Origin of the sequence: Fibrobacter sp. UWB11, from assembly GCF_900143015.1 — a bacterium.
In the GTDB taxonomy this organism is placed as follows: Bacteria; Fibrobacterota; Fibrobacteria; order Fibrobacterales; family Fibrobacteraceae; genus Fibrobacter.
Genome location: NZ_FSRT01000001.1, coordinates 655,985 through 681,798, shown reverse-complemented (window position 1 = coordinate 681,798; position 25,814 = coordinate 655,985). Strand labels below are relative to the sequence as shown.

Genomic DNA, 25,814 nt, shown 5'->3' with positions numbered 1-25,814 from the left:
ATCATGAAGACCATTACAAAAACACTCATTACTATTTCTGCCATGTCGCTCCTCCTCGCTGGATGCGGCGACGCCAAGAAAGCTGACAAGACCGCTGAAAAGCCGACAACTATTGAAGAAATCCAGAAAGTCAATGGCAAGCCCGCTCGCGTTGTGAAGGCAGGCGTTGTCAAGCTTACCGACGTCCGCGCCTTTAGCGGCACCATCGAAGGTAGCCAGCAGACAAAAGCAACCGCAAAACTCAGCGACCCGATTTCCAAAGTCAATGTCCGCGTCGGTTCCAAGGTCAAGAAAGACCAAGTCCTTGCTGAATTCGTCTTTACAGGCGACAACACAGGCTACCAAGAAGCTAAAGCAGGCATTGAAATGCAAGAAAAGACCCTCACCCGCTTGAAAGAAGTACAGGCCAAGGGTGGCGTTTCTCAGCAAGACGTAGACAAGCTCGAAACCGAAATTAACGTTGCCAAGATGAAGATGGAAACCGCACGCCGTGCAACGCTCGTGCTCGCTCCGTCCTCCGGCACCATTACCGAAGTCAAGTTCAAGGTCGGTGAAGTTCCGGGTGTCGGTGGTGCCATGTTCACCATCGCAAACCTCGACAAAGTAATCCTCAAGCTCAACGTCACAAGTTCCGAAATCGGATTCTTCAAGAAGGGCGCCAAGGCAACAATCGAACTCAACGGCGAAAAGCTCCAGGGCGAAGTGAGCCTCATTCCGCTCGCCGCAGACCCGGCAACACGTTTCTTCCCGGTTGAAGTCACATTCAAGAACAAGGGTCAAAAGCTCCTCCCGGGCATGTACCTCACCACAAAGATTGACGCCCGTGAAGTTACAGGCGTTACCGTCCCTGTCGAAGCCATTGTCTATAGCAATGGCGTGAACTCGGTCTGGATTGTCGATAACGAAGGCAAGGCCAAGCGCAAAATTGTGCAACTCGGTGTGCAGACCAAAACAGACATCCAGATTAAGGATGGCCTTAGCGAAGGCGATGTCGTGATGGTCGAAGGCCAGAACCGCATGAACGACGGCGACAAGGTGCTGATCGTCGAATAATCGACACTGGAGTATAGTCAATGATTAAAGCCAGTATTTACAAACCAATCACCATGCTCATGGTCATCTTGACCGTGGTGGTGTTCGGTCTTTATACCTATTCTATGATGGTGGTGGACTTGATGCCGAAATTCGAAGTCCCCGTGGTTACGGCCACCATCATTTACAAGGGCGCAAACCCTGAAGAAATCGAAACCACAATTATCAAGCCGATTGAAGAACAAGTGGAACTCGTGGACGGTATCGACTACGTGCAGTCCATCTGCTTGGAAAACTACGGCATTATCGTCGCCATGTTCAACATGGGCGTGAACGTGGACGTTGCCGCAAATGACGTGCGTTCCAAGGTGGACCTCGCCTCTGCGGACTTCCCGGATGCCGTGCAGGCTCCGATTATTTCAAAGGTCGATATTAACGGAGCCGCCATCATGGCAATTTCGTTTACCGGCCCTCTGAACTCTACGGAACTCCGCCAGAAAGTCGAAGACGAAATTGAACCGCTCTTCACCTCTGTTTCCGGTGTCGCAAGCGTCGATATCTTCGGTGGTACAACCCGCCAGATCGCCATCGAAGTCGACAAGGAAAAGATGATGGACCGTGGTGTCGATATCGGCACCATGATGGGCCTTTACGGCATGTCCAACGTTAACCTCCCGATTGGTGAAGTTATCGGCAAGCACAAGAACACGTCTGTGCGTACCGCAGGTAAGTTCAAGAACCTCGATGAAATGCGCAACATGGAAATTCCGACGGAAAAGGGAGTCGTCAAGCTCTCTGAAATTGCCGTCGTGAAAGATACCATCGAAACAATTACATCGACTTCCCGCTTTAACGGCATCAACTCAGTCGCACTCGATATCAAGAAGCGCTCCGACGCAAACGTCGTGGAAGTTTCCAGAGGCGTGCTCAAGCGTTTGGAAGAAGTCAACAAGACTCTCCCGGAAGGCTTCAAGCTCACGCTCATTTACGACAAGTCCGAAGCTGTGAACGAATCTATCGATAACGTTATTCAAAACATCATTATCGCCATCGTGCTTACCGCCGCCCTCTTGCTCTTGTTCCTCGGCAAGTTCTCTACGATGATTATCGCAGCCCTCACGATGCCGATTTCTGTGATTGGCGCTTTCACGCTCATGTACTTTGCAGGTTTTGGTATCAACATGATGTCCCTCATGGCTCTATCGAGTTCCGTGGGTCTGCTGGTGACGAACTCCATCGTCGTGCTTGAAAACATCAACAGCAAGTTGAACCAAGGCCTTGACCCGAAGGAAGCCGCCTACAAGGGCACTTCTGAAATCATGATTGCCATCATGGCTTCGACGCTCACCAACGTCTGCGTGTTCGTGCCTATCGCATTCATGAAGTCCATCGTAGGTATCTTCTTTAGAACATTCGGTATGACCATGGTGTTTGCAACATTCGTGTCGCTCCTCGTGACATTTACGCTTACACCGCTTATGGCCGCCTACTTGTTCAAGGGTAAAAAGAAAGACGAAAACGGAAACATCATCGAAGAAAAGCCGGGCTTTATCGGAAGTTTGTTGGGACTTTTCCCCAAGGCCTTGAACGGTGTTCGTTTTGTCTACTTGAAGATGCTTGGATTCTGCCTTTCTATTCCAGGCGTGATTGTCCAGGTTTTGGCTCTTATAGGAACATGTGCTATCGTGTACCTTATGGCTACGCAGTACTTGACAGTTGAACTTACCCCGAGACAGGACCAAGGCATGATGAGCATCAAGCTCGAAATGCCCGTAGGTACGAATATCGAAACGACCGACAGCGTGGCTCATATTATCGAATCCCGCGTCAAGGATATTCCTGAAATTGTTCACTACAGCATGAACGTGGGTGGTTCCAACGGCTTTACGACCGTAAACCAGGCTACCATGCGTGTAAGGCTCTTGAAGGACTGGGAAAAGAAGAAAATGAAAGACTGGAAGGGCAGACACCGCAGCACCGACGAAATCGTCGACTCCATCCGCCCGTACCTCGCCAACATTCCTGACGCCTACATTTCCGTGAAATCCACCTCCGCCTCTGAAATGCAGAACAACTCCGCCGGTGACGTGGTGCTCGAAGTGAGCGGTCTCCATGCAGACTCCGTGATTAAGGCTTCTCAAATCGTCCTTGACCGCGTCAAGGAAAAGATTGACGGTATCGTGGATATCAAGACAAGTTACGAAGCTGGTAAGCCGGAAATCCGCTTGATTCCGAATCGTGCAGCACTTGCCGACTACGGTGTAACGCTAGAAACCATCGCAAACTACAACTACATCGCAGTGAACGGTTTCGAAGCAGGCCAGTACACCGAAGACGGTGAAGAATACGACGTTTACGTACGCTTGATGGAAAAGGATAGACAGAGCCATGCCGACATCGAAGACCTGCCAGTCAAGACTCCTAAAGGTTACGTGAGTGCAAGTGAACTCTTCCACATCGAAGATGGTGCTGGTCCGACGCGTATTGACCGTAAGCGCAAGATGAGACGTGTAGACGTTTCGATGAACTTGCTCCCTGGCCACACGACCGGTGAAATCATGGGCAAACTCACGGAACTTACAAACAGCATGAAGGACGAACTCCCAGAAGGAATCTCGTTCAGCTTCGGTGGTAACGCCGACATGCAGAACGACATGCAGAAGGAATTCATGACGGCAATCGTGATGGCAATTATCCTTACCTATATCTTGCTCATCGCACTCCTCGAAAGCTTTGCCCAGCCGTTCATTATCATGACGACCATCCCGATGGGTGCTATCGGTGTGCTCCTCGCCCTTATCTTTACCGGCAAGGCGCTCTCCATGATTGCCCTCATGGCTATCGTTATGTTGATTGGTGTGGTGGTGAACAACGCCATTCTTTTGCTGGACGAAGCAAACCGCCTGTTGCGTAGTGGAAGCATGGGCCGCCGCTCGGCAGTGCTTACGGCCGCAAAAGCCAAGTTCCAGCCGATTATGCTTGCAACGCTTGCCTCCGTGATTGCACAGCTCCCGCTCGCATTCGCACTCGGTGGTAACGTCGCCGCCATGACGCAGCCGATGGGTATCGCCTCTGTGGGTGGCTTGATCGTGTCAGCCGTGCTTACCATGTTCCTTGTGCCGACATTCTTCTGGCTCCCGAACGCCCTCTTTAGCAAGGCCAAGAAAGGCGCTAGCAAGGTCAAGGCAAAAATGAGCAAGGCTTAATCGAGTTTCATTAGACAACTCCGCAAAGTCCCCCACCCGGGGGACTTTTTTGCATTTATAGCCATTGGCTATTAGTCAATAGTATTTAGCCATTGTTTTTTATAATCGCGGCTTCGCCGCCAAACTTTAACAAACAACTAATGACCATCGACCATTGACTACTTTGCAAACCATAGGTTGCAAAATTTGCATGAAAGTGATTTTTTGAATTTTTTGATTGTATTTTACGGGGATGAATACAAAAATTTTATCCAAAAAATGGTGCCAGAAAAACGGGATTGCAGTAATGGCGGAAGCCGAGTGCTGCGGAGAATGTGTCATGGAAAGCGATGAAAAAAGCGCCGCGCCCCTGAAAGTCGCAGTTCCAAATGCAAGCGACGAACTTTTACTTGAAAAAATCCGTTTTATCACGCAGCAACAAATCATTCCCGAAGAACATTCCCCTGCCGAAATTCGGCTAATGCACAGCCACGCAGAATCTATCGATGATGAAGATTTGTTCAAAGACATCAAGCAACTTGATGCATCGCGCAACACATCCTGGGAATCAGCGCCCATTATAAATCTCGTCGATAGCCTTATCGTCAAGGCATTGCAGAAAAAAGCAACCGACATTCACCTTGAACCGATGGCTGATGCTCTCCGCGTACGTTTCCGCATTGACGGACTTTTAACTGAATACCGCACATTTCCGCAATGGCTCGCTGAGCCTGTATTGATACGCCTCAAGGTCATGGCAAATGTCGATATCACAGAGCGCCGTTTGCCGCACGACGGGAGTTTTGCATTTGAGGATTTTCACGAGAAAGTGAACGTGCGCTTAAGTACAATCCCGATTAGCAATGGCGAAAAATGCGTTTTGCGACTGCTCCCCGCAAATGATTCCGCACAAACGCTCGCTAGTCTCGAGTTTAGCGAAAAAACGCTCCAAGCACTCCGATGCATTTTCAGCGCACCGCAAGGGGTATTCCTTGTAACAGGCCCCACCGGGAGCGGCAAAACAACAACGCTTTATGCAGGACTCCGCGAAATCATCCAGCAAAAAATCAACGTCACGACCATCGAAGATCCGGTAGAATACGAACTCCGCGGAGCCAATCAAGTTCCCGTAAACGAGAAATGCGGATTCACGTTTGCGGTCGCATTGCGTTCCATTTTGCGCCAAGACCCAGACGTGATTCTCGTTGGAGAAATTCGCGATGCAGAAACTGCACAAATTGCAATTCGAGCCGCACAAACAGGGCATTTCGTCTTGAGCACGTTGCACACGAACAGCGCCAAATCCGCAACATCTCGCTTAATTGATCTCGGCATTTCTCAAAGTATTTTAAACGAAACCTTGCTCGGAGTTTTCGCACAACGCCTCGTAAGAAAGCTAGACAAAAACGAGTCTTGCAAGTCCACCCATCATTACAAAGGCAGAACCGTTGTCTGTGAATTACTCTTACCCAATAACACCTACGCCGACGGCACCATGCAAGAATATGCGCAAAAACTTGTTGCAGAAGGAATTACAGATGAGGAGGAAATAACAAGAGTGCTAGGGATATGAGCCGAAGGCTCATCACTTCTTCCCACCAAACCAATCGTTGATGTCTTCGCCTTCTTTCATTGACAATTTACCGAACTGATCGACACCATCGCCAAGCACAACCGTGCGGATGTTCGCGTTTGCAAAAACCGTCTGCAAATACTCCGTGCCACTACGGCCCGCCTCATCCTTGTCCAAACAAAGTACAACACTCTTATTTTTAAAGAGCGGAAGCCATTCCGTCTTGAACGAACGCACTCCAGGAATTCCAATGGCAGCAATGCGTTGACCCAAAAACGTAAGCGTATCGACCACGCCTTCGCAAAGGTAAACCCACCCAGGCCTTCCATCAAGAGCCGAAACGTTGTAGGGGAACGGAACCGTTCCGCGCAAGTTCAGTTCCTTCGGAACAACCGTGCTATCGATGGCTCGCGCCTGAAAATAAAACGAACGGCGTTTGGCGTCGAGATACGGGAAAAACAGCGGATGCTTGTAATACCTCAAGTTACCTTTTTCACTAAAAAGTCCCACGTACTTGAGGACTTCCAAATCGTAAGTTTCCTTGAGCTTGTTGTTGAGTGCGCCATAATCCATTATCGTACGCAAAAGCATTTTGTCCCAAATAGGCTTGTAAATGCGGCGCCGAGCAAGGTATGATGCAGCCGGAGTCTTATCGACCGGGCTCAACATTTTAAGGAACGAAAGAATAATCTTCTTGCGTTCATCTTCTGAGACAAGTTCTTTTGCAGGCTCTGGTGAGGTATATTCAAGAGCCGCTTCGCGCACCGCCACTTTTGCCACAAACGAGGCGTTTTGCGCTGTCGTATGAACCTGCGCCGAAGCAACTGCGGGCGAAATATTCGGTGCAGCCGCATAATTTTGCACCGGAGATTTTGCCCCAGGCACCAAGAATCCATACGTTTCCTTGAGCCAGTTCAAAGCTTCTAAAAAGGAACAATTCTTGACAATCTGGACAAGCGAAATCACATCGCCACGGACATCATCGCAGACCCAGCATCGGAAAGTTCCACGTTCTTCCGAGAACGAAACAGAAGGCGTTCTATCGCCGTGTGAATGACGAGTCGGAAAAAAGCAACGGCAACGACCACGCACCACAGGCACACCTAGCGCAGTCGCTACTGCAGTAATCGAGAGCGCCGCCTTAAATTGTTTGAGTTCCTCTTCTGTCATTGCACAAAGAATATATATATTTTCGTCATGATTATTCTTGAAAATGTACCGATGTGCGAGCACACGTCCTTTAAAGTAGGCGGTCCCGCAAAATATTTTATCAAAACAGAATCTGTTGACGATATCAAAGAAGCAATCGCATTTGCAAATGAGCACACGCTCCCGAGCTACATACTCGGCAAAGGCACAAACTTGCTCGTTTCAGACCGCGGTTACAACGGCGTCATCATCCAGCTCGGTAAGTTTTTCTCGGAAATCACGAATCTCGGCAACGGGAAAATTTGCGTCAAAGGCGCCACGCCACTTGCTCGCCTCGCCCGCTATACCATTAACGAAGGGCTTGCCGGCATCCACAAACTCGCAGGCATCCCCGGGAGCCTCGGCGGTGCGATTTTTATGAACGCAGGCGCTTATGGACAAGATGTTTCGCAAACTTGCGTTGAAGTCGAAAGCATCAATTCTGCCGGCAATTTGCACACGCGAGCCGCAGCAGATTGCAAATTTGCCTACCGCCACAGCATTTTTCAAGAACTCGCGGCATCCGTAACTTCTGCAGAAAGCGCCGAAACAATCCTTTCTGCCACATTCCAGCTCACGCCTGCCATAGAACTCGGCAAAACAGTCAAGGATATCGAAAACGAAATGCAAGAATGCATGACAAAGCGCCGCAATTCGCAACCGCTTTCCATGCCCAATGCAGGCAGCACCTTCAAGCGTCTCGATGCCGGCGCCGCCGAAACGCCAACACAAATCGCACCAGGTTACTACATCGAACAAGCTGGCTTAAAAGGCTACCGCATAGGCGGCGCCGAAGTAAGCCGCGTCCATGCAAATTTCATCGTAAACGTAGGCGGAGCAACCGCAGCAGACATCAAGACGCTTAGCGAATACGTACAAAATGCCGTTGCCCAAAAATTCGGCATCCAACTAAAACGCGAAATTATATTGCTTGGGAAATTTTAATATTTTATACGCAAAAATTTCAAGGAACGCTCAATGATTTGCAAAAAATGCGGAAAGGAATACGAAGACGACATGCCATGTTGCCTTTGGTGCGATGCTCCTAACGAAGAGCATCCGAACTTTAAAAACAATCCACATCATGACAGTACAAAAACGCACGAAGCAAGCATCGTTTCCGCCCCGCAAGAAAACAGCGTCGAAGATGACCGCAAACCGGCCGGTTTATTCATGTGGAGTTCATTCATCTTTGGACTAGCTGCATTCGGTTATATTTATGTAGCTATTATCCAAACATTGCTTCATCATAAAGTTTTGCGCGAGACTAAATCTTCATTAAGTTTCTTTTTCAAAATATTTGTTGCCAATCTTGCTTTATTTTTCCTCACCCTTCCATTCGCCAACACTATTGCAAATATTGCCAGCAAACATCCTCAAATATCTCAATCCGTCAAAGGGCTTATCCCACTTTTAGTATGCATCGGATACGCCACCGCACAGGGATTTATTTGCGCAAAAATAGTCAATACACATGTCCCCGACTACGATGTAAAAATGTACCGTAAAAAGGAAAGAATTGCAATAGGTATTGCAATTGTCGTGTTTATTATAACTTCTATCGTTATTGCGGTTTGCAAACAAGCCTAGACATCATAGCAAAGACAGCTATTCATTCACTGTTGACGGCAACGGGTCATAGCGATTGAGAATCCACACAACCAACACGTACACCGAGCCGCCAATCATGCCGCCAAGAGCATCGGCGATCAAATCATAACCGCTGCAATCGCGCCCTTCCACAAAACTCTGGTGATATTCGTCCGTGCAACCGTAAGCAAGCGCAATAGCCATCACGATTAGCACCTTGAGCCACGGTTTCAAAGACCACTGGCCACGTGCCCACCACATGCAAAAGCAACCCGCCAAAGTCGCATATTCGCACGTATGCGCCAGTTTATCCCACACATGCGGGAAATCTTCGAGTTCATAAGATGTCATCGATGAAATTTTGAAGATTATCGCCATGCAGAGGATGGCTGGGACTTTTCTGAAAAACGGGTACTTGTCAAAGAGCGATTCAAACATGGACGCAAATTTAGCTTTTTAAAAAAGCTATTCATCCTTGAGCAAGTGCTTTGATACCACGTTTTTGTACTCTTCTTCTGCCGTCATATCGTTGATTCGATTGCTCTTTTTGCCACCTTCGTAATTTTCAAAATAGCAATACGTTTCGTAAACTTTTCGGACTTTGATGCGCTTGCCATTCACAAAATACACGGAGATTTCAATATGAGCAACTCTATTCTGTTTCAATCGAAGCGGCAACTTAAAAGAATTTGTCGTCAGTTCATCACCGCTAAACGTTTTAATCACAACGCCTTTACGCTTGACAACAATCTTCTTAATTTGTTTTAAATCAGCACCCATCAAGCCAGCCACGCTAAAACGGAGTGTTGCCGGAATATCGCGTTCTTCGGGCAACACATGAATTCGTTCACGTCCCGAGCCTTCTATAACAATGGTCGGCTTTAGAATTTTAGGTTGTTGAGCGGAATCCTTTACAACGTTGGCCTTACGTTCATCGGCCTTCGTCAAAACCTCAGCCATTTTAGCCGAAACAAAATTCATATTCCACGTATGGCAGATGTATTCCACCTCGCCATTGCCACAATTTACAATAAAACGCTTCGGACCAAAAGCCGTAGAGTCTTCCCATTCAATAGTCCGCTTGTACAGCCCACTTTCAGAAATAGTATCTACAAGTCCCTGCACCGAGATCAAGCCTCCTGGCACATACAAAGCTTCTAGCGTAACACTCGGTTTTCCAATATATTCATTCAGGACCTTCGGCTTAAATTCGACCTGGGTCTTCTTTATAAGACTATCGGCCTTCTTGTTAAAAGATTCATCAAAAGCAAGCAGCAAAGTTTCCAGTTTATCAAGATTCAATTTGGAAGCACGAATTCCTAGTTCTGAAGCGGCCTCAGTCGCTATCGAATCTATAGCACGCGCCAAAATGAGCGTTCCCGAACTAGCCAACGAAAGAGTTTTAACACCATTCACATTGGAAATCATAGTTTGTCCGTTCTTGACAGGCTGTAAAGAATCACCATTCACAGAAACATCAACGGAACCTTCCTTGAGCGAGGAAACATTCAGGCCGTCGGTATATTCAATAAAGCCTGCTGCACCACGAGCAATTGCCGAAACCTTTTCAGTCCGAAAAACAAACTCATCTTTGACCGCTTGCTTTTGTACATCGAACAGCAATCTACCATGAAGGAGCGAAACCGATAAAGAACGTTTTAAAGACTCAATAGCAACATCAAATTGGACATCCGATTTTCCATCAATCTTTAAAGCCGAACCATCGGCTACCGAAAGCACGACTGAAGAAGCGACTCCAGACGTCAGTTGCGTTTTTTCGTAGATGTTCTGTCCCAAGCTCAAGTTGGATGCTTCCCCATCAACCTTTATCCTTGCATCACCTGTTACATCAAGCACTACAGCACTAAATTCATGTTTTAGGGGCAAATCCTTATTTGCATTTTTTTTCGAAGGATCATCTTTATCACAAGCAATCAGAGATAACGCAAAAACGAGGGCTACACCAAATAGTCCCGCTTGCAAAAAATCGGTTCGAAACGAACTTACCATGTTTTTCAATCTAGTAATTAAAATTTCATAAATGAAATTTAAAATCACTTTTCCCCCTAGAAAAAAAACAAGAAATTGTTCCCCATCACATGTTTTGACAAACTCGAAAAACACGGGACTAAAAGAAATATAACAAAAATTTCTAGATTTTTACCCATGAAAGCGATTACATTAAAAGCCGGGCGTGATAAATCCGCCCTCCGTTACCACCCCTGGATTTTTAGCGGCGCCATCGACGAAGTTGTCGGGGACCCTGAACTTGGTGACGTTGTCGAAGTTTACAGCTACCGCAGTGATTTTCTAGGCCTCGCGGCATACTCCCCAAAATCCCAGATCCGCGGACGTTTTTGGACGTTCGGGAACGAAGGCAAGAATACAAAAATCGATCGAGAGTTCTTTAGCGACCTCCTTGACCGAGCTATCGCTGCCCGCAAGAGCCGCGGTTTTGACATTGCCGATAAGGAAAACGCATTCCGCCTCGTAAACGCTGAAAATGACGGCATTCCTGGTTGCATCATAGACAAATATGCCGACATTTACTCTGTCGAAATTCTCGCAGCAGGTGCCGAAGTCAATCGCAAAATCATTTACGAACTGCTCGCCGAAAAGACGGGCTGCCGCGGCATCTACGAACGCTGCGATTCCGAAGTCCGCAAAAAAGAAGGATTGCCGTTACGCACGGGCACGGTCTTTGGTGAAGTTCCCGATGAACCGGTTATCATCAACGAAAACGGCATTTTGTTCCCCATCGATGTGAAGAACGGTCACAAGACGGGTTATTACCTCGACCAGCGCGATGCAAGACGCCGCGTAGGAGAACTCACGGCCGGTAAAAAAGTACTCAACTGCTTCTGCTACACTGGCGGTTTCGGTCTCTACGCACTTCGTGGCGGGTGCGAAAAAGTTTATCAAGTCGATGTTTCCAAGGACGCGCTCAAGCTCGCCAAGGAAGGCATCATGAGGAACAAATTAAGTACAGCACACGCAACACATGTCGAAGCCGACGTATTCCAGTACCTGCGCAAATGCCGCGACAAGGCCGAAACGTTTGACTTTATCGTACTTGACCCGCCTAAGTTTGTCGAAAGCAAAGACAATTTGCAAAAAGGCGCCCGCGGTTATAAAGACATCAACATGCTTGCGTTAAAGCTCCTTGCCGAAGGAGGTATGCTTGCAACATTCAGCTGTTCAGGCCTCATGGAAATGGACCTGTTCCAAAAGATTATCGCCGATGCTGCAGCCGACGCTCACCGCCGCGTGCAAATTATCGAACGATTTGGTCAACCAGCCGACCATCCCGTGAATACAGCCTTCCCCGAAGGGCAATATCTCAAGGGATTACTCGTTCAAGTCGTGTAAAAAACACAAAAAGGGATGTTCTGTTCCACTAGAACATCCAAAAATCTTACATAATGATTATATACAGGTGACAAGGCCTGTATTTTTTTATAGTTTTCTTGACAAGGTTGGACTGTTTTTAAAGGATGAAGAAATGTACCTAGTAACATACGATATTGGCAATTCCTTTATAAAAGCAGCACTTACAAAAATCAACAATACAATTGAATTCGTCGGTGCAACGGTCACGACGACCCATACGACAACCACCTTGGGTGGCAAAGGTGTGGAGCAAAGCACAGAGCAATGGTGGGATTCCATCTGCCGCAGCACAAAAGAACTTCTCAAAAATTACAGTGTTACAAGCGACCAAATCAAGGGCATCAGCTTTTGCTCCCAATTGAACGGAACTGTTCTAGTAGACGGAAAAGGAAATTCTGTTCGCCCGCCCATGACATTCCTTGATAGGCGCGCCGATCAAGAATTCAAAGAATATTTCAACAACGGCCTAAAGATCCACGGGCTCAATATTTGGAAACTCATCAAGGCCATGCGACACACGAGCATGGTTCCGGTCGGAGCATACAGCCCTATCTGGAAATACAAGTGGGTGCAAAACAACGAGCCCGAAAACTTCGCCAAAATAGACAAGTTCCTAGATGTCGGCGATTATCTTTTGTTCAAGACCACGGGCCGTTTTGTACGCACCGAAGACTCCGCATTCTGTGCTGCACTCAATGATTGCCGCAAAGGGCATTCCGGGTGGAGCCACACCATGGCCAAAGCTTACGGAATCAACGAAAATCACTTGCCCGAAATCGTGCAAAGCACAGACATCGTCGGACAGATTACAGAAGAAGCTGCCGAACAAATGGGTTTGGAAAAAGGAACGCCTGTTATCGCTGGTGGCGGAGACGTTGCCATGGTCGCCATTGGCTGCGGAAACACTCACAGTAACCTCACCGGTATTTACTGCGGCACTTCCGGTTCAGTCTGCACCGTGGTCGACCATATCATCCAGTTTGCCGACATCATGATGATTGCAGTCAAAGGTCCTAATCCCGCTCAAAAATATTTGTACGGTGAACTCGAAACTGCAGGCAGGTGCTTTGCTTGGGCACGAGAATTAATCGGCAAACTAGACAATTCCGAATACAGCTATGAAGAATGTGCTTCGCTTGTCACAAAAGCAAAACCTGGGGCACGAGGACTTTTGTTCACTCCGTTCATGAACGGTTGCAAAACACCATTCGAAGATGGAGAAATCCGCAGTTCGCTTTCGGGCATTGATCTTGAAACAAGCCGTGGAGATTTGCTCCGTGCCGTAATTGAAGGAATTTGTTTCCACTTCCGCTGGCTTCTTGAATGCCAGGCCAAGAAGTGCAAGATTTCTGACACGATTCGCTTTGCAGGCGGGCTTGCAAGAATCAACATCATGAACCAGATTCTTGCAGACATTACAGGCCATACCATTGAAACGGTCAAGCATCCGCAGTACGTGGGCGCACTTGGCGCTGCAGCCGTTGCCGCAATCGGCCTTGGGCAAATGAAATTCGAAGACATTCACAACTACATCGAGATTACGAACACCTACACGCCGAATCCCGAGAATCACGAGATTTACAACAAAATCTACAAGAAGTTCCTTGCTAAAGTCAAAAGCGACCGAAAGCTTGTGAAAGGATAAATCCTCAAAAAAAGAGATGCCCGCCCTTCGACAAGCTCAGGGACCTGAGCGGGCATGACATCTTAAAAATTAATGCCGGGACGAGCCCGGCATAATTTTATACGAAATCTTTCAGTTGTAACTAATAACTAAAGACCATTGACTAATGGCCAATTATCGTTTGTTGCGCGGAAGTTCACTTGCATGCTTTTCAAGCCATACAGCATCTTCCAGAGCGCGTTCGGCTTCGGTTGCCCAGTCGGAATCCGGGAATTCACGAACAACATCACGATAGCGCGTTACAGCGCTGTGGAAATCGCGCATTTCGCGATAGATATTGCCCATCTGGAGCATTGCGAAATAACGTTCATCCGGAGTGATTTCGTTTTCGAGCAAGGCCTTATACATTTGGAGAGCCGCTTCATTGTAGCCATCCGCATAAAGCGCATTGGCATTGGCAATGGAGTTCGTCGCCGTCGGAGCCACTTCATTATTCTGCGAGCTCACAGCTGTTTCAACGGACCTCGCCTTGTCGTTCCCTGTCTTTTTAGCTTCTTTCAGAGCCTTAGCCTCGGCTTCCTTCATGGCCTTTTCTTCGGCTGCGGCATTAGCAACAGCATTGATTTCGGCCATGCGGTCTTCGGCAGCCTTGCGGAACTTTGCATCCGGAGCGGCTTTTTTCAGATAAGCAGACAAATACTTCTTTTCTAAATCGAGATGCTTGCTTTTCTGGTTAATCTTTGCCAAATAGTAATTAGCATCGTTACCACGTTCCTTGTACGAAAGTCCCTTCTTCAAGTTGAACTCGGCCTTGTCGTATTCTCCCATCTCATAACGAGTTAGGCCGGCATAGAAGTATGCACCGGCATCGCCGGGCTTCTTCGAAAGCACAGTTCTCCAAAGTGGAGCGGCTTCCGCATAACGGCCTTCAGCAAGCAAAGCCTTGCCTTTTTCAAACGGGTCTTCGGTAGCGGAAACTTGAGCAGGTTGAGCAGCTTTCGGAGTTTCCGTCTTTGCAGGAGCAGCTTGTTGTGCAGGCTGGGTTGCCTTTGCAGGTGCCTGGGTCTTTGCGGGCTCAGCCTTAGCCACTTCAGCCTTCGGCGCACTTGTTTCAGTCTTAGCCGTTTCGGTCTTTGCAGCAGCCTTGCCACCCTTCATCTTTGCGCGTTCCGCATCGGCCTTTGCCTGCTGGCCCATAGCTTCGTAAGCCTTGGCAGCACCTTCATAAGCCTCTGTCAAACTCGGATCGTAACCATAAGCGAGGCGGAAATTAGCCACAGCACCCTTATAGTCCTTCATCTTCATGCGGACTTTGCCGGCAGCCATGTAAGCTTCGGTATTCTTCTTATTTTCAGCCAACATGGCACGATATTCGCCAAGAGCCTTATCGTACTGGCCCTTAGCCTCAAAACGGGCGCCCTGTTCTATACGGGGGTCAACAGCCCAAGATTGAGACATACCCAACAAAAACGCAAGTGCAATAAAAGACAATTTCTTGTTCATAGCAAAAAAAATAGTAAAACCCATTGACAATGTAACTTATATAGGCGATATTACAAGCAGAGAATGCGGATATTTTTCTCTAAAACCATCCGCAAAGGAGAAAATAAAATGAAAATCACTGAAGTTGTCGACAAATACAAACCGGACGAACAAGAGCTTATCATCGAAGCTTATGAACGTGAAGGCGGCGACACCGAAGATGTGGATCTCATCCTTCTTGACCGCATTTGCGCACGCCTCGGTTTTGGTCTTGAAAACGACTCCGACAACGATGATATCGCCGAAGAAATCAATTTTGACGAATATGGAAGTCACTTCGAAGACGTGTCCGAAAGTGACGACGAACTATAGCTATATTTAAAACAAATTAATTTTTAAATATCAGCAACGCAACGGACATATAGTCCCTTATGAACACTTGCGTCTGTTCGATCAATATCGTGGTCAGCTCGGTTGAACTCCCATGAACGGGCCGTATTTTCTTGTATGGACGTGCGAGACCAATAATGTCCGGAATTCATTCCGTCGCAATAATTGTCCCAGTCCTGGCAACCGCCCTGCCCTAAGTTATCCCAGTCCAGCGTCTTGCGGTCTTTCTGGAAGTCACGCCATTCCGCATCGTCTGGCAAGTGCCAGCCCGAAGGGCAAGCCTTGAGAGCATCTTCGTAGGTGTAATAGCGCCCGAACTTTTCACAGAAAGACTTATCTTCTACATAGCATTGCTTTTCGGAAGTTACGCTAAAAGCAAGGTTTTTCATCATCCAGATTTTTCCGCCACGGACACCGACCACATATTTTTTATTGTCTCGTCTATCCGTAAAAATCATATCCCTTTTAGATATTCCCATTTCCGAAAGGAAATCGCGAGGATACACGCAGCGCACTTGCACAGCATCGGAATTTTCAAGATCGACAATTTTTACCGTACCACGCTTGGTTTCTAGCCTAATTGCGCGATTGCCCTGATTGCGCACTGCAAAATACGCGAAACCTTTTTTCACATTCACGACTTCGTCCATTTCGAACTTGTAAAAGCCGAGCGAAGAATGACCGACAAAGTTTTTCATATTTTCCAACTTGTCGTCACCGGAAAACTGATCTTCAATCAATTGATCCCAGTCCATTTCATCGGGAACCTGCGTACCTTCCGGGCAAGAGGCTACCCAACTGTCATCGCGGTAAAACGGAATTCCGTTTTCATCCGTATAGAACGAGGTTTTGTTATACCTGAGGCTCTGTTTGAACCAGTTTAAATTTCCAGATGGAATAGCACGATAAACGCGCCCATCCCTATAATCCTTAAATTCAGTAGCGTAATTTTGGGTGACCACAGACACGGTCAAAAAAGCAACGGCGCACAAGACACGCCTAACCTCATCCAACATCTAAAACCTCATCTAACAAAATGACTTACCGAGTAAGCCTACACAATATATATACGCATTTTCAAGAAAAATGCTATAAAAAATTGTCAAAAATAAAAAACAGCGCCAATATTGCCCGGAATCACCCAGAATGAAATATTATTTTTACAAATTTCATGCAATTTAAGCACACCCAAGCTCACTCCAGTCCCGACAAGCGCTCCAACTACAACATCTGTAGGATAATGCTTGCCTGCCATAACACGCAAGGCAGCGACACCCCCAGCAAGCGTCAACGATGATGCCCACACGAGACTTTTGTACTTGGAGTTCGGGTAAATTTCAGAGAACCACTCGCCTGTAAAAATTGCAACGGTAAATGCTGCAGATGAGTGTCCCGAATAAAACGAGCCAAAAGCTTCACCGCGAGCAGACTCCGCTTTTTTGCTGCCTTCCCCGCGCTTTGCATATACGTAAGGACGTGGCCAAAGTTGCGAAGAGCGGACAATCTGGTTTATCGCATTCTGTAACGCAAACGCTTCCACAAACATGAGCGTAAAAGCGCCAAAATCATGACCATCAGCATCACCTTTGTACCAAGAATAACCTGCCAGCGCAAGCGGTGCAACAGCAAGCACACCCGAATAATGGCTTACGGTAGTCGCCCAGTCGCTGTAATGCCCCACGAACGGACGATCCCACGGCAAAAATTCCGACTTCGGTTTTAAATCGTTTAACGAAATACGTTCCATGCCATAATAACGATAAACGCCAAGCGCCGAAGTCAAGGTAATTCCAAGCACAAGCGGTACATCGAGCCGCACAGATACTTCGTAGTGATGCTCTGGTTTTACAATTTCTTGCAAAACTGCAGAAAACACCAGCGTTTTAGCGCAAAGCACTGCAATAATCACGCGAAAAAAGGATTTAACCATCATTTTAAACATCAAAGTCCATCTAAAAATTTATATTCACAACGACAAACATAAAAAAGCATTTGGCGGACAAAGTGATAAATTCGAATTTTAACCAGAACCGAGAACCAATCATCCCGAACATGGAACTTTTTGGAGCCATTTCCGACGAAATGCGCCTCAAGATTTTGCTCTTGCTGGACCAGTCCGAATTTACGGTCAACGAAATCAAGGATATTTTAGATATTCACCAAAGTAACGCAAGCCGCCACTTGGCAAGGCTCTCGCAATGCGGGCTCGTGAAAGACCGCCGCGATGGCATCAAGGCTTATTACCGCCTGAGCGAAGAACTCTACATGAGCGGTCGCCTTTTGCAGATTATCCGCGAAGCGTACGACGAACTTCAAGATAAAGACATTTTGAAATGCCGCGCCGCACAAGCGCTCGAAGAACGAACCGACAAGACCAAGGGACAAATTCACAAGCTCGACCAAGCCGGCGGAAGCCTCAAGGCACAAATCAGTCTGTTCAGCAAACTCATGGTGCCGTTTGAAAACGCGGTCGACATCGGATGCGGCGAAGGCGGAGACCTTTCGCTTATGTTAGCCAGCCGTTGCAAGAACGTGACGGCCCTCGACTATGACCCCAAAATCATCAGCGGGCTCCAGCAAGTTCTGCAGCAGAAAGGCATCGAGAACGTAACGCCGAAAGTCGCCGACATGACACAGACGGGGCTCCCCGACAATTACGCAGACCTAGTTCTTATGAGCCAGGTGTTGCATCACGCGACAGATCCGAGACTTGCCCTCAAGGAAGCCACCCGCATTTTGAAACCAGGTGGAAAACTTGCACTTTTGGACCTCGCACAGCACAAGGAAGAATCTTTCCGCACAACGCACGGACACATTTGGCTTGGATTTGAACGCAGCCAGCTTGAATTTTTCGTGAAAGAACTCAACTGCAAGGTCATCGAAAGCGAAATCATCCCGAGTGAAAACGAAGTCGATAAAAAGCTCCCCGTGATTTGCATGATTATTACTAAGGAGTAGGTCATTCAGTCTAAGAACCAATGACTAACGACCAATAACTAAAAATTCACTTGACCGTTTCGGGAAAATCAAATATCTTTATAAAAAAAGCCAAGGAGAAACCTTATGGGAAAACTGATCAAGTACACCGTATTCATCGCCGTTTGCATTATTTCGGCATTCGGCATCTACAGCCTCGTCAAGACCGCTAAGACCGACGAAAACACACTCGAATAACGAGCCACGTTCGAACGGTAATTTCGTTCAAAGGCAAACAATTTAACAGACCGTAGTGGGCAACCGCTGCGGTATTTTTATATTTCCTTATATGAATATTCTCAATAAGAAGCCTGCATTTTTCGTGGCAATGTCCGCACTTTTCTTCGCGATTTTGCTGATTGTATTCCGTAATTTCGCATTCGATTCCAGCCAACTCATGCTCAACAGCGACCAGCTGAACGGCATTGGCAGCCGCATTTTGCGCACCTTCAACGTGATTCTCACGGAATGGGACGACAGCCGTTTGGGTGGCATCCCGACGATGGATGCTTTGTTTGCCGACGCTTACCACCCGCTTGTGTGGACGCAGTTCCTGATGGACCCTGCCCGCGCCGTAGGTTTCAAGTTCATATTGACCATCTGGGTCGCCTTCATGAGCGCAATGCTCCTTGCCTGGAACTTGACCGGCAATAAATGGTGGGGTTCACTTCTCGGATTCCTCTACGCTTTTTCCCCAGAATATTTCACTTACATTTACGGCGGCCACGACGGAAAGATGATGGTTTTTGCCATCGCTCCGTTGGCACTCCTCGCTGTTAGAAAGATTGTCCGTGACGGAAGCCTTCCCTACCTCATCGTCTTTGCGCTGAGCATTGTATGGATGATTCTCGGAAGCCACCTACAACTCACTTACTTGTTCCTGTGGGGTGCAGGACTCTATACGCTTTACGAAGCAGCCTTCCATTGCAATACACTTGCCACCCGCGGTAAGCGCATTGGACTTGCGGCAGCGGCACTAGCATTCGGGCTCGCCATCAGTTGCTTCCAGATTATTCCGCCTTACCTTTACACGACAACGCAATCCGTTCGCGGCGAAGGCGAACATACGAACTATGGTCACGCCGTAAGCTGGTCTTTCCATCAGGAAGAAATGGCACAAATGCTCATTCCGGGATTTATCGGTGTTGACGTTTACGAACAGGACGAAAAGAGCGGCGACCTGAAGGGCAGTTCTTTGGTGAACGTTTCCATGGACGAATACCGCAAGATAGCCGCCTCCGGTAGCCAAGGTAGCCCGTTCTACTGGGGTCACAACAGCTTCAAGCTCGACCACAACAATGCAGGCGCACTTCTCACGTTCCTCGGATTCCTCTGTTTGTTCCTCCCCGGCAAACGCCGCTGGGCTAGCTTTTGGGGACTCGGCGCCGTTGTTGCTCTTAGCTATGGCATGGGCGATCACTCTCCGTTCTTCAAACTCTGGTACAATATTTTGCCGGGCGTCAAGAACTTCCGCGCTCCGGGCATGGCACTCTTCTGGCTCCCGCTCTTGCTCGTGATGATGGCAGGCCCCGTGCTTAAGGCAGTTACGGACGAAGGTGAAAATGCAGCCAAGAATCGCCGCGCACTCTTGCACGGTACCGCAATGTTCGTCGTCTTACTTTTGCTCGTCGTGATTGCTCGTTTCAACTGGACCACGTTCATTAGCCCGTTCGGTTTTGTCGTTTGCCTCGCCTACGCAGCCGCATGCCTCGGCGTGATGAGCCTCGACGATCAGGGTAAAGCCATCAACGCCAAGAATTTTGTGGAAGCATTCAAGGCGAAGCTCCCGGGAACTTCGAGAGGCATTCAAGCCGCAGTCGTTATTGGGTTTGCCATTATCGGCATGTTCCTCATGAGCGGTCAAAAGCTCTTGAACGATCCGATTACAGCCCCGTACTTCAAGCCGCTGAACGAGATCGTAATGAACGCAACAGCCTCCAAGATTATCCCGAGTTTCATCTTGATTCTCATCGTGATTGGAGTAAGCATTGCCGTGTTCAAGTGGAAAGGAAGTACTCCCGCGAAAGTCGGTATACTCGCCCTCGTTGCAGGCATCGAACTCATGACCATCAACGGCGCATTTATCCAGAACGTTGCCGCAAACGAATACTTGCAACCGAAAAACGGCGTCGTAGCAGCCATCAAGGCTCCTTATAAAACCGATTCCCTCAACACACCGCGCGTGCTTTCGCTTTCGCGCAACAAGGCGCTCGGTGCAAACATTTTCCCGCAATACCACATGCGCAATGCGGACGGATTCCACGACAACGAACTTTCGACCTACCGTGAATTCCGTGGCGGACAGGGCAACGCCAACTACTTGATTAATGTAGGCGATCCAACGGCACAACATCCGTTCCTCGACCTCATGAACATCGGAGCGATTATCTTCGACACGCAGCGAGGCACCACCTACATGCCGATTACAACCACCATGGGCGAAGCCTACATCTATGGCGAATCTGCCACGATGGAAGATGCCAAAGCCATCGATGCTTTGAAGAACGGATTTGAATACCGCGAAAAAGTCATTCTCTCCGAAGAACCGCAAAACAAAGGTGAAGGCGGAGTTGCTCAGGGCAAGGCAAAGCTCGTTGCAAGTCCCAAGATGGATACGCAGGTTTTCCAAGTCGAAAGCGACCGTGCAGGCTTTATGGTTGTCGCAGGAAACTACCACCCCTACTGGAATGCAACAGTCAATGGAAAGGAAGCCAAAGTCTACAAGGCTTTCGGTACACTCCGCGCTGTTGAAATTCCGAAAGGCAAATCTGAAGTCCGCATGGAATACCGCAGTAAGCCATTCCATGCCTGCATCAAGGTAAGTTTATTTGCACTCATACTGCTTATCGCATTCGGCGCATTTGTAGTCGTAAAGGACCGTAAAGCACAAGCAAAATCGTAATCTGAATTCGCTGTATGAAGCCACGAAAATCAGTCTTTTCCGTAAAAGCGGCTGTTGCTGCATGGAGTTTAACAATGAGCCTTGCAGGATTTTGTGGTGCTGCGGCACCCATTGAAACAGTACCTTGGAACGGTCATGTCGGAGCCGTGAGTTTCACATTCGATGATGCACTCGAAAACCAGGTGCAAAACCTCACCCCCATCCTTGACGAATTGAAAGACGTCCATGTCACGTTTTTCGTTACAAGCATGGGAAACGGCATACAGAACAATGCAGCCGGTTTTGCAAACCTTGCAAAAGCAGGGCATGAAATCGGGAATCATACCGATACGCACGCCCACTTGAGCGGCATCAGCGACAATAGCGAATTGGAAAACGAAATTGTCAAGTTTGCGGATAAAATAGAAAGCACCATGGCCGAAAATGGGGCGAAAGTCCGCGTCACATCGCTAGCCACGCCATTCTGCGAAAACAACGACAAAATCAAATCTGTCATAAACAAGCGCCACTTTATTAATCGCGATTGCGGCTGGCACGGCAGAAACGAATGGGATGTAGAACCCGAATGGTTGAGCATCCAAGCCAAGGTATGGACCCGTTCCGGTGCAAGCGTCGAGGAACTGCTCTCATCACTTGACACGGCCGCATTTATCGGGAACTTCGAAGGAGCAAAACCATGGGAAGTTTCTGTAAAGGGAGGCTCTTGGCTAGTCGTTTTGAACCATGGCGTGACCGATGACAAAGGCGATGATTACGCCATCAACCCAGAAGACATCAAGAAACTTTTCAAGCATGCACTTGAAAACGATTTGTGGACAGCTCCTTTTGGCACTATCGGAGCCTACCACCGAGCACATTTCATCGTCGACAAAGCCGAGAAAAATGAAACCGAAAATGGCTACACCGTCCAATGGGAGATTCCGAACGAACACATGCCTGAAAGCGTTCCGCTCCGCGTAAAAATCGATACCAAATCCGTTGACGAAAAAGCAATCGTAGAGCAAGACGGGAAAATCCTAAAACAAGAAAGCGATGGCACCTACATTATCGAATTCATGGCAAAAGCACTCACGGTACGAAAGCCCAAAGAAGGCGAAAAGAATCCGCAAGACTCCACAACAGCCATCGCCCAAAATCCAAAGTTCGAACGTGAATACACAAATTTCACATTATTCGACATGAACGGCAACAAGCTGGGAGCTGTTGACAATTTTGCTGTACCCGAAAGATTTCCTAAGGGGACCTACATTATTCGCGCAGAATCGAAAGGACATCCCTCAAAGACAGTGAAAATGGTGCATAAATAATTTTCGAACGCAGAATGAGACCTGTTGGCATAACCCTACGTGTGGACAAAAATGTCAACAGAGCTGTAAAAAATTCGATACTCGAACACCTATAAAAATATTTCTTTAGAAAGAAATGTATCTTTGATTATAGGTAGTTCATGTTTGCAAGAAACAAAATCAACATTTACGAATATTCCGATTACCGCAAGTTCTTGCAGGATTTTTACGAATTGGAAAAATCCCTCGATCCCACCTTTAGCTATAGAGTTTTCGCATCCGCAGTTGATATCGATGCAAGTCTACTGGTCAAGATTTTGCAGGGCAAACGACACATTTCAAGCAAAAGCATAGAATCATTCGTACAGTTTTTTCGCTATAAAGAAGGCAAGGCGGAATACTTCCGTGAAATGGTAGCCTACGGGAAAGCAAAAAACGACGAGCAAGTACGCAAACACTTTGAGACGCTCCAAAAAATGCGCCCCGCGGCCTGCCGAGAACTAGACGAAGCCCGCTACCGCTATTTCCAGCAGTGGTTCTACCCCATGATCCGTTCTGCTCTTGACGTATTCGACTACCGCGGCCCGGAACATGCCGCCGCACTTGGGGATTCATGCATCCCGAAGCTCTCGGCAAATCAAGTCGAAAGCGCAGTCGAGGCTTTACTGCAACTTGGCCTTGCAAGCACTCGAAAAGACGGACGCGTCGTCCCGACAGAAGCTCACATCAAAACGAAAGAACATTGGCTTAGTGCCTCCATCAGCGAATACCAAAAGAGTATCGCCGAACTCGCCCACCGTTCCATAGCAGAAACTCCCAAAGAAGAGCGAGATATCAGCACGCTCACGATGGCACTTGATTCCACACAAATCCAAAAAATCCGGGACATACTCTCCGAAGCGCGAAAATCCATCGTAAACGAGGCAAATTCTATGCCCTCGCCCATTTGCGACAGCGTTTATCAATTAAATTTTCAATTGTTCCCCATGATGAAGAAAAAGGATTGACGATGAAACGTTTTTTGACCGCGATTTTCCCTGTTGCCTTTTTCTGGGCTTGTTCTGACTCTAATACAGCTGGAGCCACAAGCGAAACCACAAACGGGATCGCGTTTACAATCGTAGATGCATCGCGCGCGCCCATTGCAAATGCTCGCGTTAAACTTTACTCTAAAGAAAACATGTCCGTATTGGGAACAGCGGAATCTGATACCGCAGGCATTGCGCGTTTCGATTCGTTCGCAGAAACATTTGATAGTTCTCTCACCGCCAACACATTTGTCGAAAGCATCGCCGGTAACGATTCGTCTTTGATGGCATGGGCGCCATTAGACACAAGCAAAACTGAAATTTCACTTTTACCTTCGGCAAGCCTTACTATACGCACCGGTACCGCAGAAACGGACTACGCCAAGCTTTACGAAGCGATTTCACTAGATGCGACCCCTTATGCAGCATTCCTCAAAAATGGCGAATACACATTCACCCACGTGCCTGCGGGCTTATTCGACGTCGTTGCAGGCGATTCGCTCATTGCATCTGTTGCACTAGAAAACGGAGCTTCAGCCGATACGATTATCCGCGTTCCAGGCGTTACACGCGAGTTCGTATTCGAAGACTTTGACGATGGCGATAGCTTAAACAACATTGCAAAAACTTATTCAAACTACGGGTGGTATTTCTCCACCATCGGAGACGCTCAATTCACGCGCCCCGATTCTGCATCTGGTTTTAGCGAAGCGCTTGAAGATAACGAAAACGGGAAATATCTTTCCATTCGCTACAACAATACAGACTCCGGTTTTGTTCTAGTCGGCACACATCTCGGTAGCGATACAGGCTATTACGACATTTCAAAACTCAGCGCAATCCGCATCAAGGTTCGCGGAGATGGAGATTTTTCCGTAGCACTGGAACACTACAAAGAAATTGGCGACAACATGTTCCGCAAGGCTTTGTGGAAATCAAAAGCAAGCGAAGAATGGCGCGAAATTGTTTTCCGCCCCGGTGAAGAAGTTTTGAAAAGCGAAAGCTATCAAGTCCGCTTTAACGAAATCGCAAACGAAATCGGATTTTTCACCATATTCGCAAACAGCGGCACATACCTTCAAATCGATGACATCGTATTTGAAGGCATGGATTCCATCTAGACTTCTATTGCATCATCGCTATTGGATATAGCGGCGTTTACTCCAGCCGCTGGAGATGACAAACTCACGCTAGCCGTCTTGTTGCTTTGACCAAAGCGCTGGTCGTATTCGGGCATTTTGCCATAGCGACCACCAACACCCGAAAGGCTCGGGATTTCTTTGGGGAGATTTGCAACCGTACGTTTTTCAAAAGAATAACTCGGATTGAATGTTTCGGCCTGCGGGATTCCGCTTTTCACGTCACCGTTGTAGCGGTGCTGTTGCTTAGTAGCATTTCCGAACGAAACACCGCTAAAATACACATAGCCATTATCGCCCCATTCAGCGAGATAACCTTGTCCATTATCGATGTTGCTATTTTCGTAGCGCACATAAGCCTTGGCACTAGCGCTATGGCCGTTTGCCCCTGCTACAAAGAATCGGTTGTAATCTACATACTGGTTGTACAAATGCACCTGCGAGCCGTTATTTTCGCCCGTCACCTTGGGAACGCGTCCGTAAGTGTTATGCCAATAGTTGTTCGCATAAGTCAAGTGAGCATCTTCGACAAGCGCCATGTAAGGGTCCGTGCCCCAGCAATTGTATTCATTCGCGCCGTCAAAATCGAGATAACTGATTGTCGCATTGTCGACAAATTCCATATCCATGCCATCGCTAATCCACTTGTAGCTGATATGATCTGCCCAGAACTTGTTAATATGCTTTGAAGCAGTACCGACCGTTTCAAGGCCATCACCGCCTTCAATCAAGTGCGGGTTCACATCGTAAATCGCAAGGTTGCGGTAGATATGGTTTCCGGAACCTTCGTTGCTACGCACAGCGATGGCAGCCCCGCGAAGGTTAGCACCACGGTCCATGCCCACCAGGCTCTTGTTTGCCTTGGAGGTAATCCAGTTGTCCCATTGTTGCAGGTTTTCTCTTTCTTGCACAATCTGCACGCCCGCTTCCGTCAAATCGCTGCAGCTGTTCGCCTTGAATGTAATGCGATAGAACGTATTGGTCTTGCCCGTCACGCGGTTCTTTTCGGTACATGATGTTTTGCACCAA

The 25,814-nt window shown here is 47.8% G+C and carries 20 protein-coding genes; 13 read left to right on the top strand and 7 right to left on the bottom strand.

Going from position 1 to position 25,814, the window contains the following annotated elements; all coding sequences use genetic code 11:
- The first annotated feature begins 3 nt into the window (after positions 1-3).
- The 3 genes from BUQ91_RS02985 (at position 4) to BUQ91_RS02975 (ending at position 5,790) form a co-directional block, all read left to right on the top strand.
- A complete protein-coding gene (locus tag BUQ91_RS02985) occupies positions 4-1,053 on the top strand; it encodes an efflux RND transporter periplasmic adaptor subunit (protein WP_074208096.1) in 1,050 nt (349 codons plus the stop codon).
- A gap of 20 nt (positions 1,054-1,073) precedes the next feature.
- The gene (locus BUQ91_RS02980; protein WP_074208095.1) at positions 1,074-4,238 is read left to right on the top strand and encodes an efflux RND transporter permease subunit; all 3,165 of its coding nucleotides are present in this window, start codon (positions 1,074-1,076) and stop codon (positions 4,236-4,238) included.
- A 286-nt stretch (positions 4,239-4,524) separates the two neighbouring features.
- Entirely contained in the window at positions 4,525-5,790 is a 1,266-nt protein-coding gene (locus BUQ91_RS02975) for a GspE/PulE family protein (protein WP_254842221.1), read from the top strand.
- A gap of 12 nt (positions 5,791-5,802) precedes the next feature.
- Here the strand turns inward: BUQ91_RS02975 and BUQ91_RS02970 are convergent, their stop codons facing one another.
- On the bottom strand, positions 5,803-6,960 hold the full coding sequence (locus tag BUQ91_RS02970; RefSeq protein WP_074208093.1) for a CHC2 zinc finger domain-containing protein: 1,158 nt from the start codon (positions 6,958-6,960) through the stop codon (positions 5,803-5,805).
- A gap of 27 nt (positions 6,961-6,987) precedes the next feature.
- Between BUQ91_RS02970 and murB the strand changes: the two genes are divergently transcribed.
- Together murB and BUQ91_RS02960 are read left to right on the top strand one after the other, a co-directional pair.
- On the top strand, positions 6,988-7,923 hold the full coding sequence (murB, locus tag BUQ91_RS02965) for a UDP-N-acetylmuramate dehydrogenase (protein WP_074208092.1): 936 nt from the start codon (positions 6,988-6,990) through the stop codon (positions 7,921-7,923).
- 33 nt (positions 7,924-7,956) lie between these two features.
- Positions 7,957-8,568, top strand: coding sequence for a hypothetical protein (locus BUQ91_RS02960; RefSeq protein ID WP_074208091.1), 612 nt, complete (start codon positions 7,957-7,959; stop codon positions 8,566-8,568).
- 18 nt (positions 8,569-8,586) lie between these two features.
- On the opposite strand, the gene BUQ91_RS02955 is transcribed toward BUQ91_RS02960, so the two are convergent.
- The gene (locus BUQ91_RS02955) at positions 8,587-9,006 is read right to left on the bottom strand and encodes a VanZ family protein (RefSeq protein ID WP_072827249.1); all 420 of its coding nucleotides are present in this window, start codon (positions 9,004-9,006) and stop codon (positions 8,587-8,589) included.
- A 27-nt stretch (positions 9,007-9,033) separates the two neighbouring features.
- On the bottom strand, positions 9,034-10,578 hold the full coding sequence (locus BUQ91_RS02950) for a FecR domain-containing protein (RefSeq protein ID WP_254794292.1): 1,545 nt from the start codon (positions 10,576-10,578) through the stop codon (positions 9,034-9,036).
- A 156-nt stretch (positions 10,579-10,734) separates the two neighbouring features.
- Here BUQ91_RS02950 and BUQ91_RS02945 point away from each other — a divergent pair, with 156 nt between their 5' ends.
- Together BUQ91_RS02945 and BUQ91_RS02940 are read left to right on the top strand one after the other, a co-directional pair.
- Positions 10,735-11,937 carry a class I SAM-dependent rRNA methyltransferase gene (locus BUQ91_RS02945; protein ID WP_072827251.1) on the top strand — a complete coding sequence of 401 codons (1,203 nt, stop codon included), beginning with the start codon at positions 10,735-10,737 and terminating at the stop codon, positions 11,935-11,937.
- A gap of 133 nt (positions 11,938-12,070) precedes the next feature.
- On the top strand, positions 12,071-13,603 hold the full coding sequence (locus BUQ91_RS02940) for a xylulokinase (protein WP_074208090.1): 1,533 nt from the start codon (positions 12,071-12,073) through the stop codon (positions 13,601-13,603).
- A gap of 153 nt (positions 13,604-13,756) precedes the next feature.
- On the opposite strand, the gene BUQ91_RS02935 is transcribed toward BUQ91_RS02940, so the two are convergent.
- Positions 13,757-15,040: a tetratricopeptide repeat protein gene (locus BUQ91_RS02935; RefSeq protein WP_254842220.1), complete on the bottom strand. Its 1,284-nt coding sequence runs from the start codon at positions 15,038-15,040 to the stop codon at positions 13,757-13,759.
- A 153-nt stretch (positions 15,041-15,193) separates the two neighbouring features.
- On the opposite strand from BUQ91_RS02935, the gene BUQ91_RS02930 reads away from it, so the two are divergent.
- Positions 15,194-15,436, top strand: a complete 243-nt coding sequence (locus BUQ91_RS02930) for a hypothetical protein (RefSeq protein ID WP_072827254.1) — start codon at positions 15,194-15,196, stop codon at positions 15,434-15,436.
- Between the two features lie 23 nt (positions 15,437-15,459).
- Here BUQ91_RS02930 and BUQ91_RS02925 read toward each other — a convergent pair whose 3' ends face one another.
- Both BUQ91_RS02925 and BUQ91_RS02920 read right to left on the bottom strand, forming a co-directional pair.
- On the bottom strand, positions 15,460-16,470 hold the full coding sequence (locus tag BUQ91_RS02925) for an FISUMP domain-containing protein (protein ID WP_074208088.1): 1,011 nt from the start codon (positions 16,468-16,470) through the stop codon (positions 15,460-15,462).
- Positions 16,471-16,556: 86 nt separating this feature from the next.
- Positions 16,557-17,387, bottom strand: a complete 831-nt coding sequence (locus BUQ91_RS02920) for a phosphatase PAP2 family protein (protein ID WP_175566591.1) — start codon at positions 17,385-17,387, stop codon at positions 16,557-16,559.
- A 71-nt stretch (positions 17,388-17,458) separates the two neighbouring features.
- On the opposite strand from BUQ91_RS02920, the gene BUQ91_RS02915 reads away from it, so the two are divergent.
- From BUQ91_RS02915 to BUQ91_RS02895, 5 genes are all read left to right on the top strand, one after another.
- A complete protein-coding gene (locus BUQ91_RS02915) occupies positions 17,459-18,412 on the top strand; it encodes an ArsR/SmtB family transcription factor (protein WP_254842219.1) in 954 nt (317 codons plus the stop codon).
- A gap of 307 nt (positions 18,413-18,719) precedes the next feature.
- A complete protein-coding gene (locus tag BUQ91_RS02910) occupies positions 18,720-21,332 on the top strand; it encodes a YfhO family protein (RefSeq protein ID WP_074208908.1) in 2,613 nt (870 codons plus the stop codon).
- A gap of 14 nt (positions 21,333-21,346) precedes the next feature.
- A complete protein-coding gene (locus BUQ91_RS02905) occupies positions 21,347-22,639 on the top strand; it encodes a polysaccharide deacetylase family protein (protein ID WP_074208086.1) in 1,293 nt (430 codons plus the stop codon).
- A gap of 140 nt (positions 22,640-22,779) precedes the next feature.
- Entirely contained in the window at positions 22,780-23,625 is an 846-nt protein-coding gene (locus BUQ91_RS02900) for a TIGR02147 family protein (protein WP_074208085.1), read from the top strand.
- Between the two features lie 2 nt (positions 23,626-23,627).
- The gene (locus BUQ91_RS02895) at positions 23,628-24,767 is read left to right on the top strand and encodes a hypothetical protein (protein ID WP_074208084.1); all 1,140 of its coding nucleotides are present in this window, start codon (positions 23,628-23,630) and stop codon (positions 24,765-24,767) included.
- Here the strand turns inward: BUQ91_RS02895 and BUQ91_RS02890 are convergent.
- Positions 24,764-25,780 (bottom strand): hypothetical protein, encoded by a 1,017-nt coding sequence (locus tag BUQ91_RS02890; RefSeq protein WP_074208083.1) that lies wholly within the window; start codon positions 25,778-25,780, stop codon positions 24,764-24,766. The two genes, BUQ91_RS02895 and BUQ91_RS02890, sit on opposite strands and share 4 nt — an antisense overlap.
- Positions 25,781-25,814 lie beyond the last annotated feature (34 nt).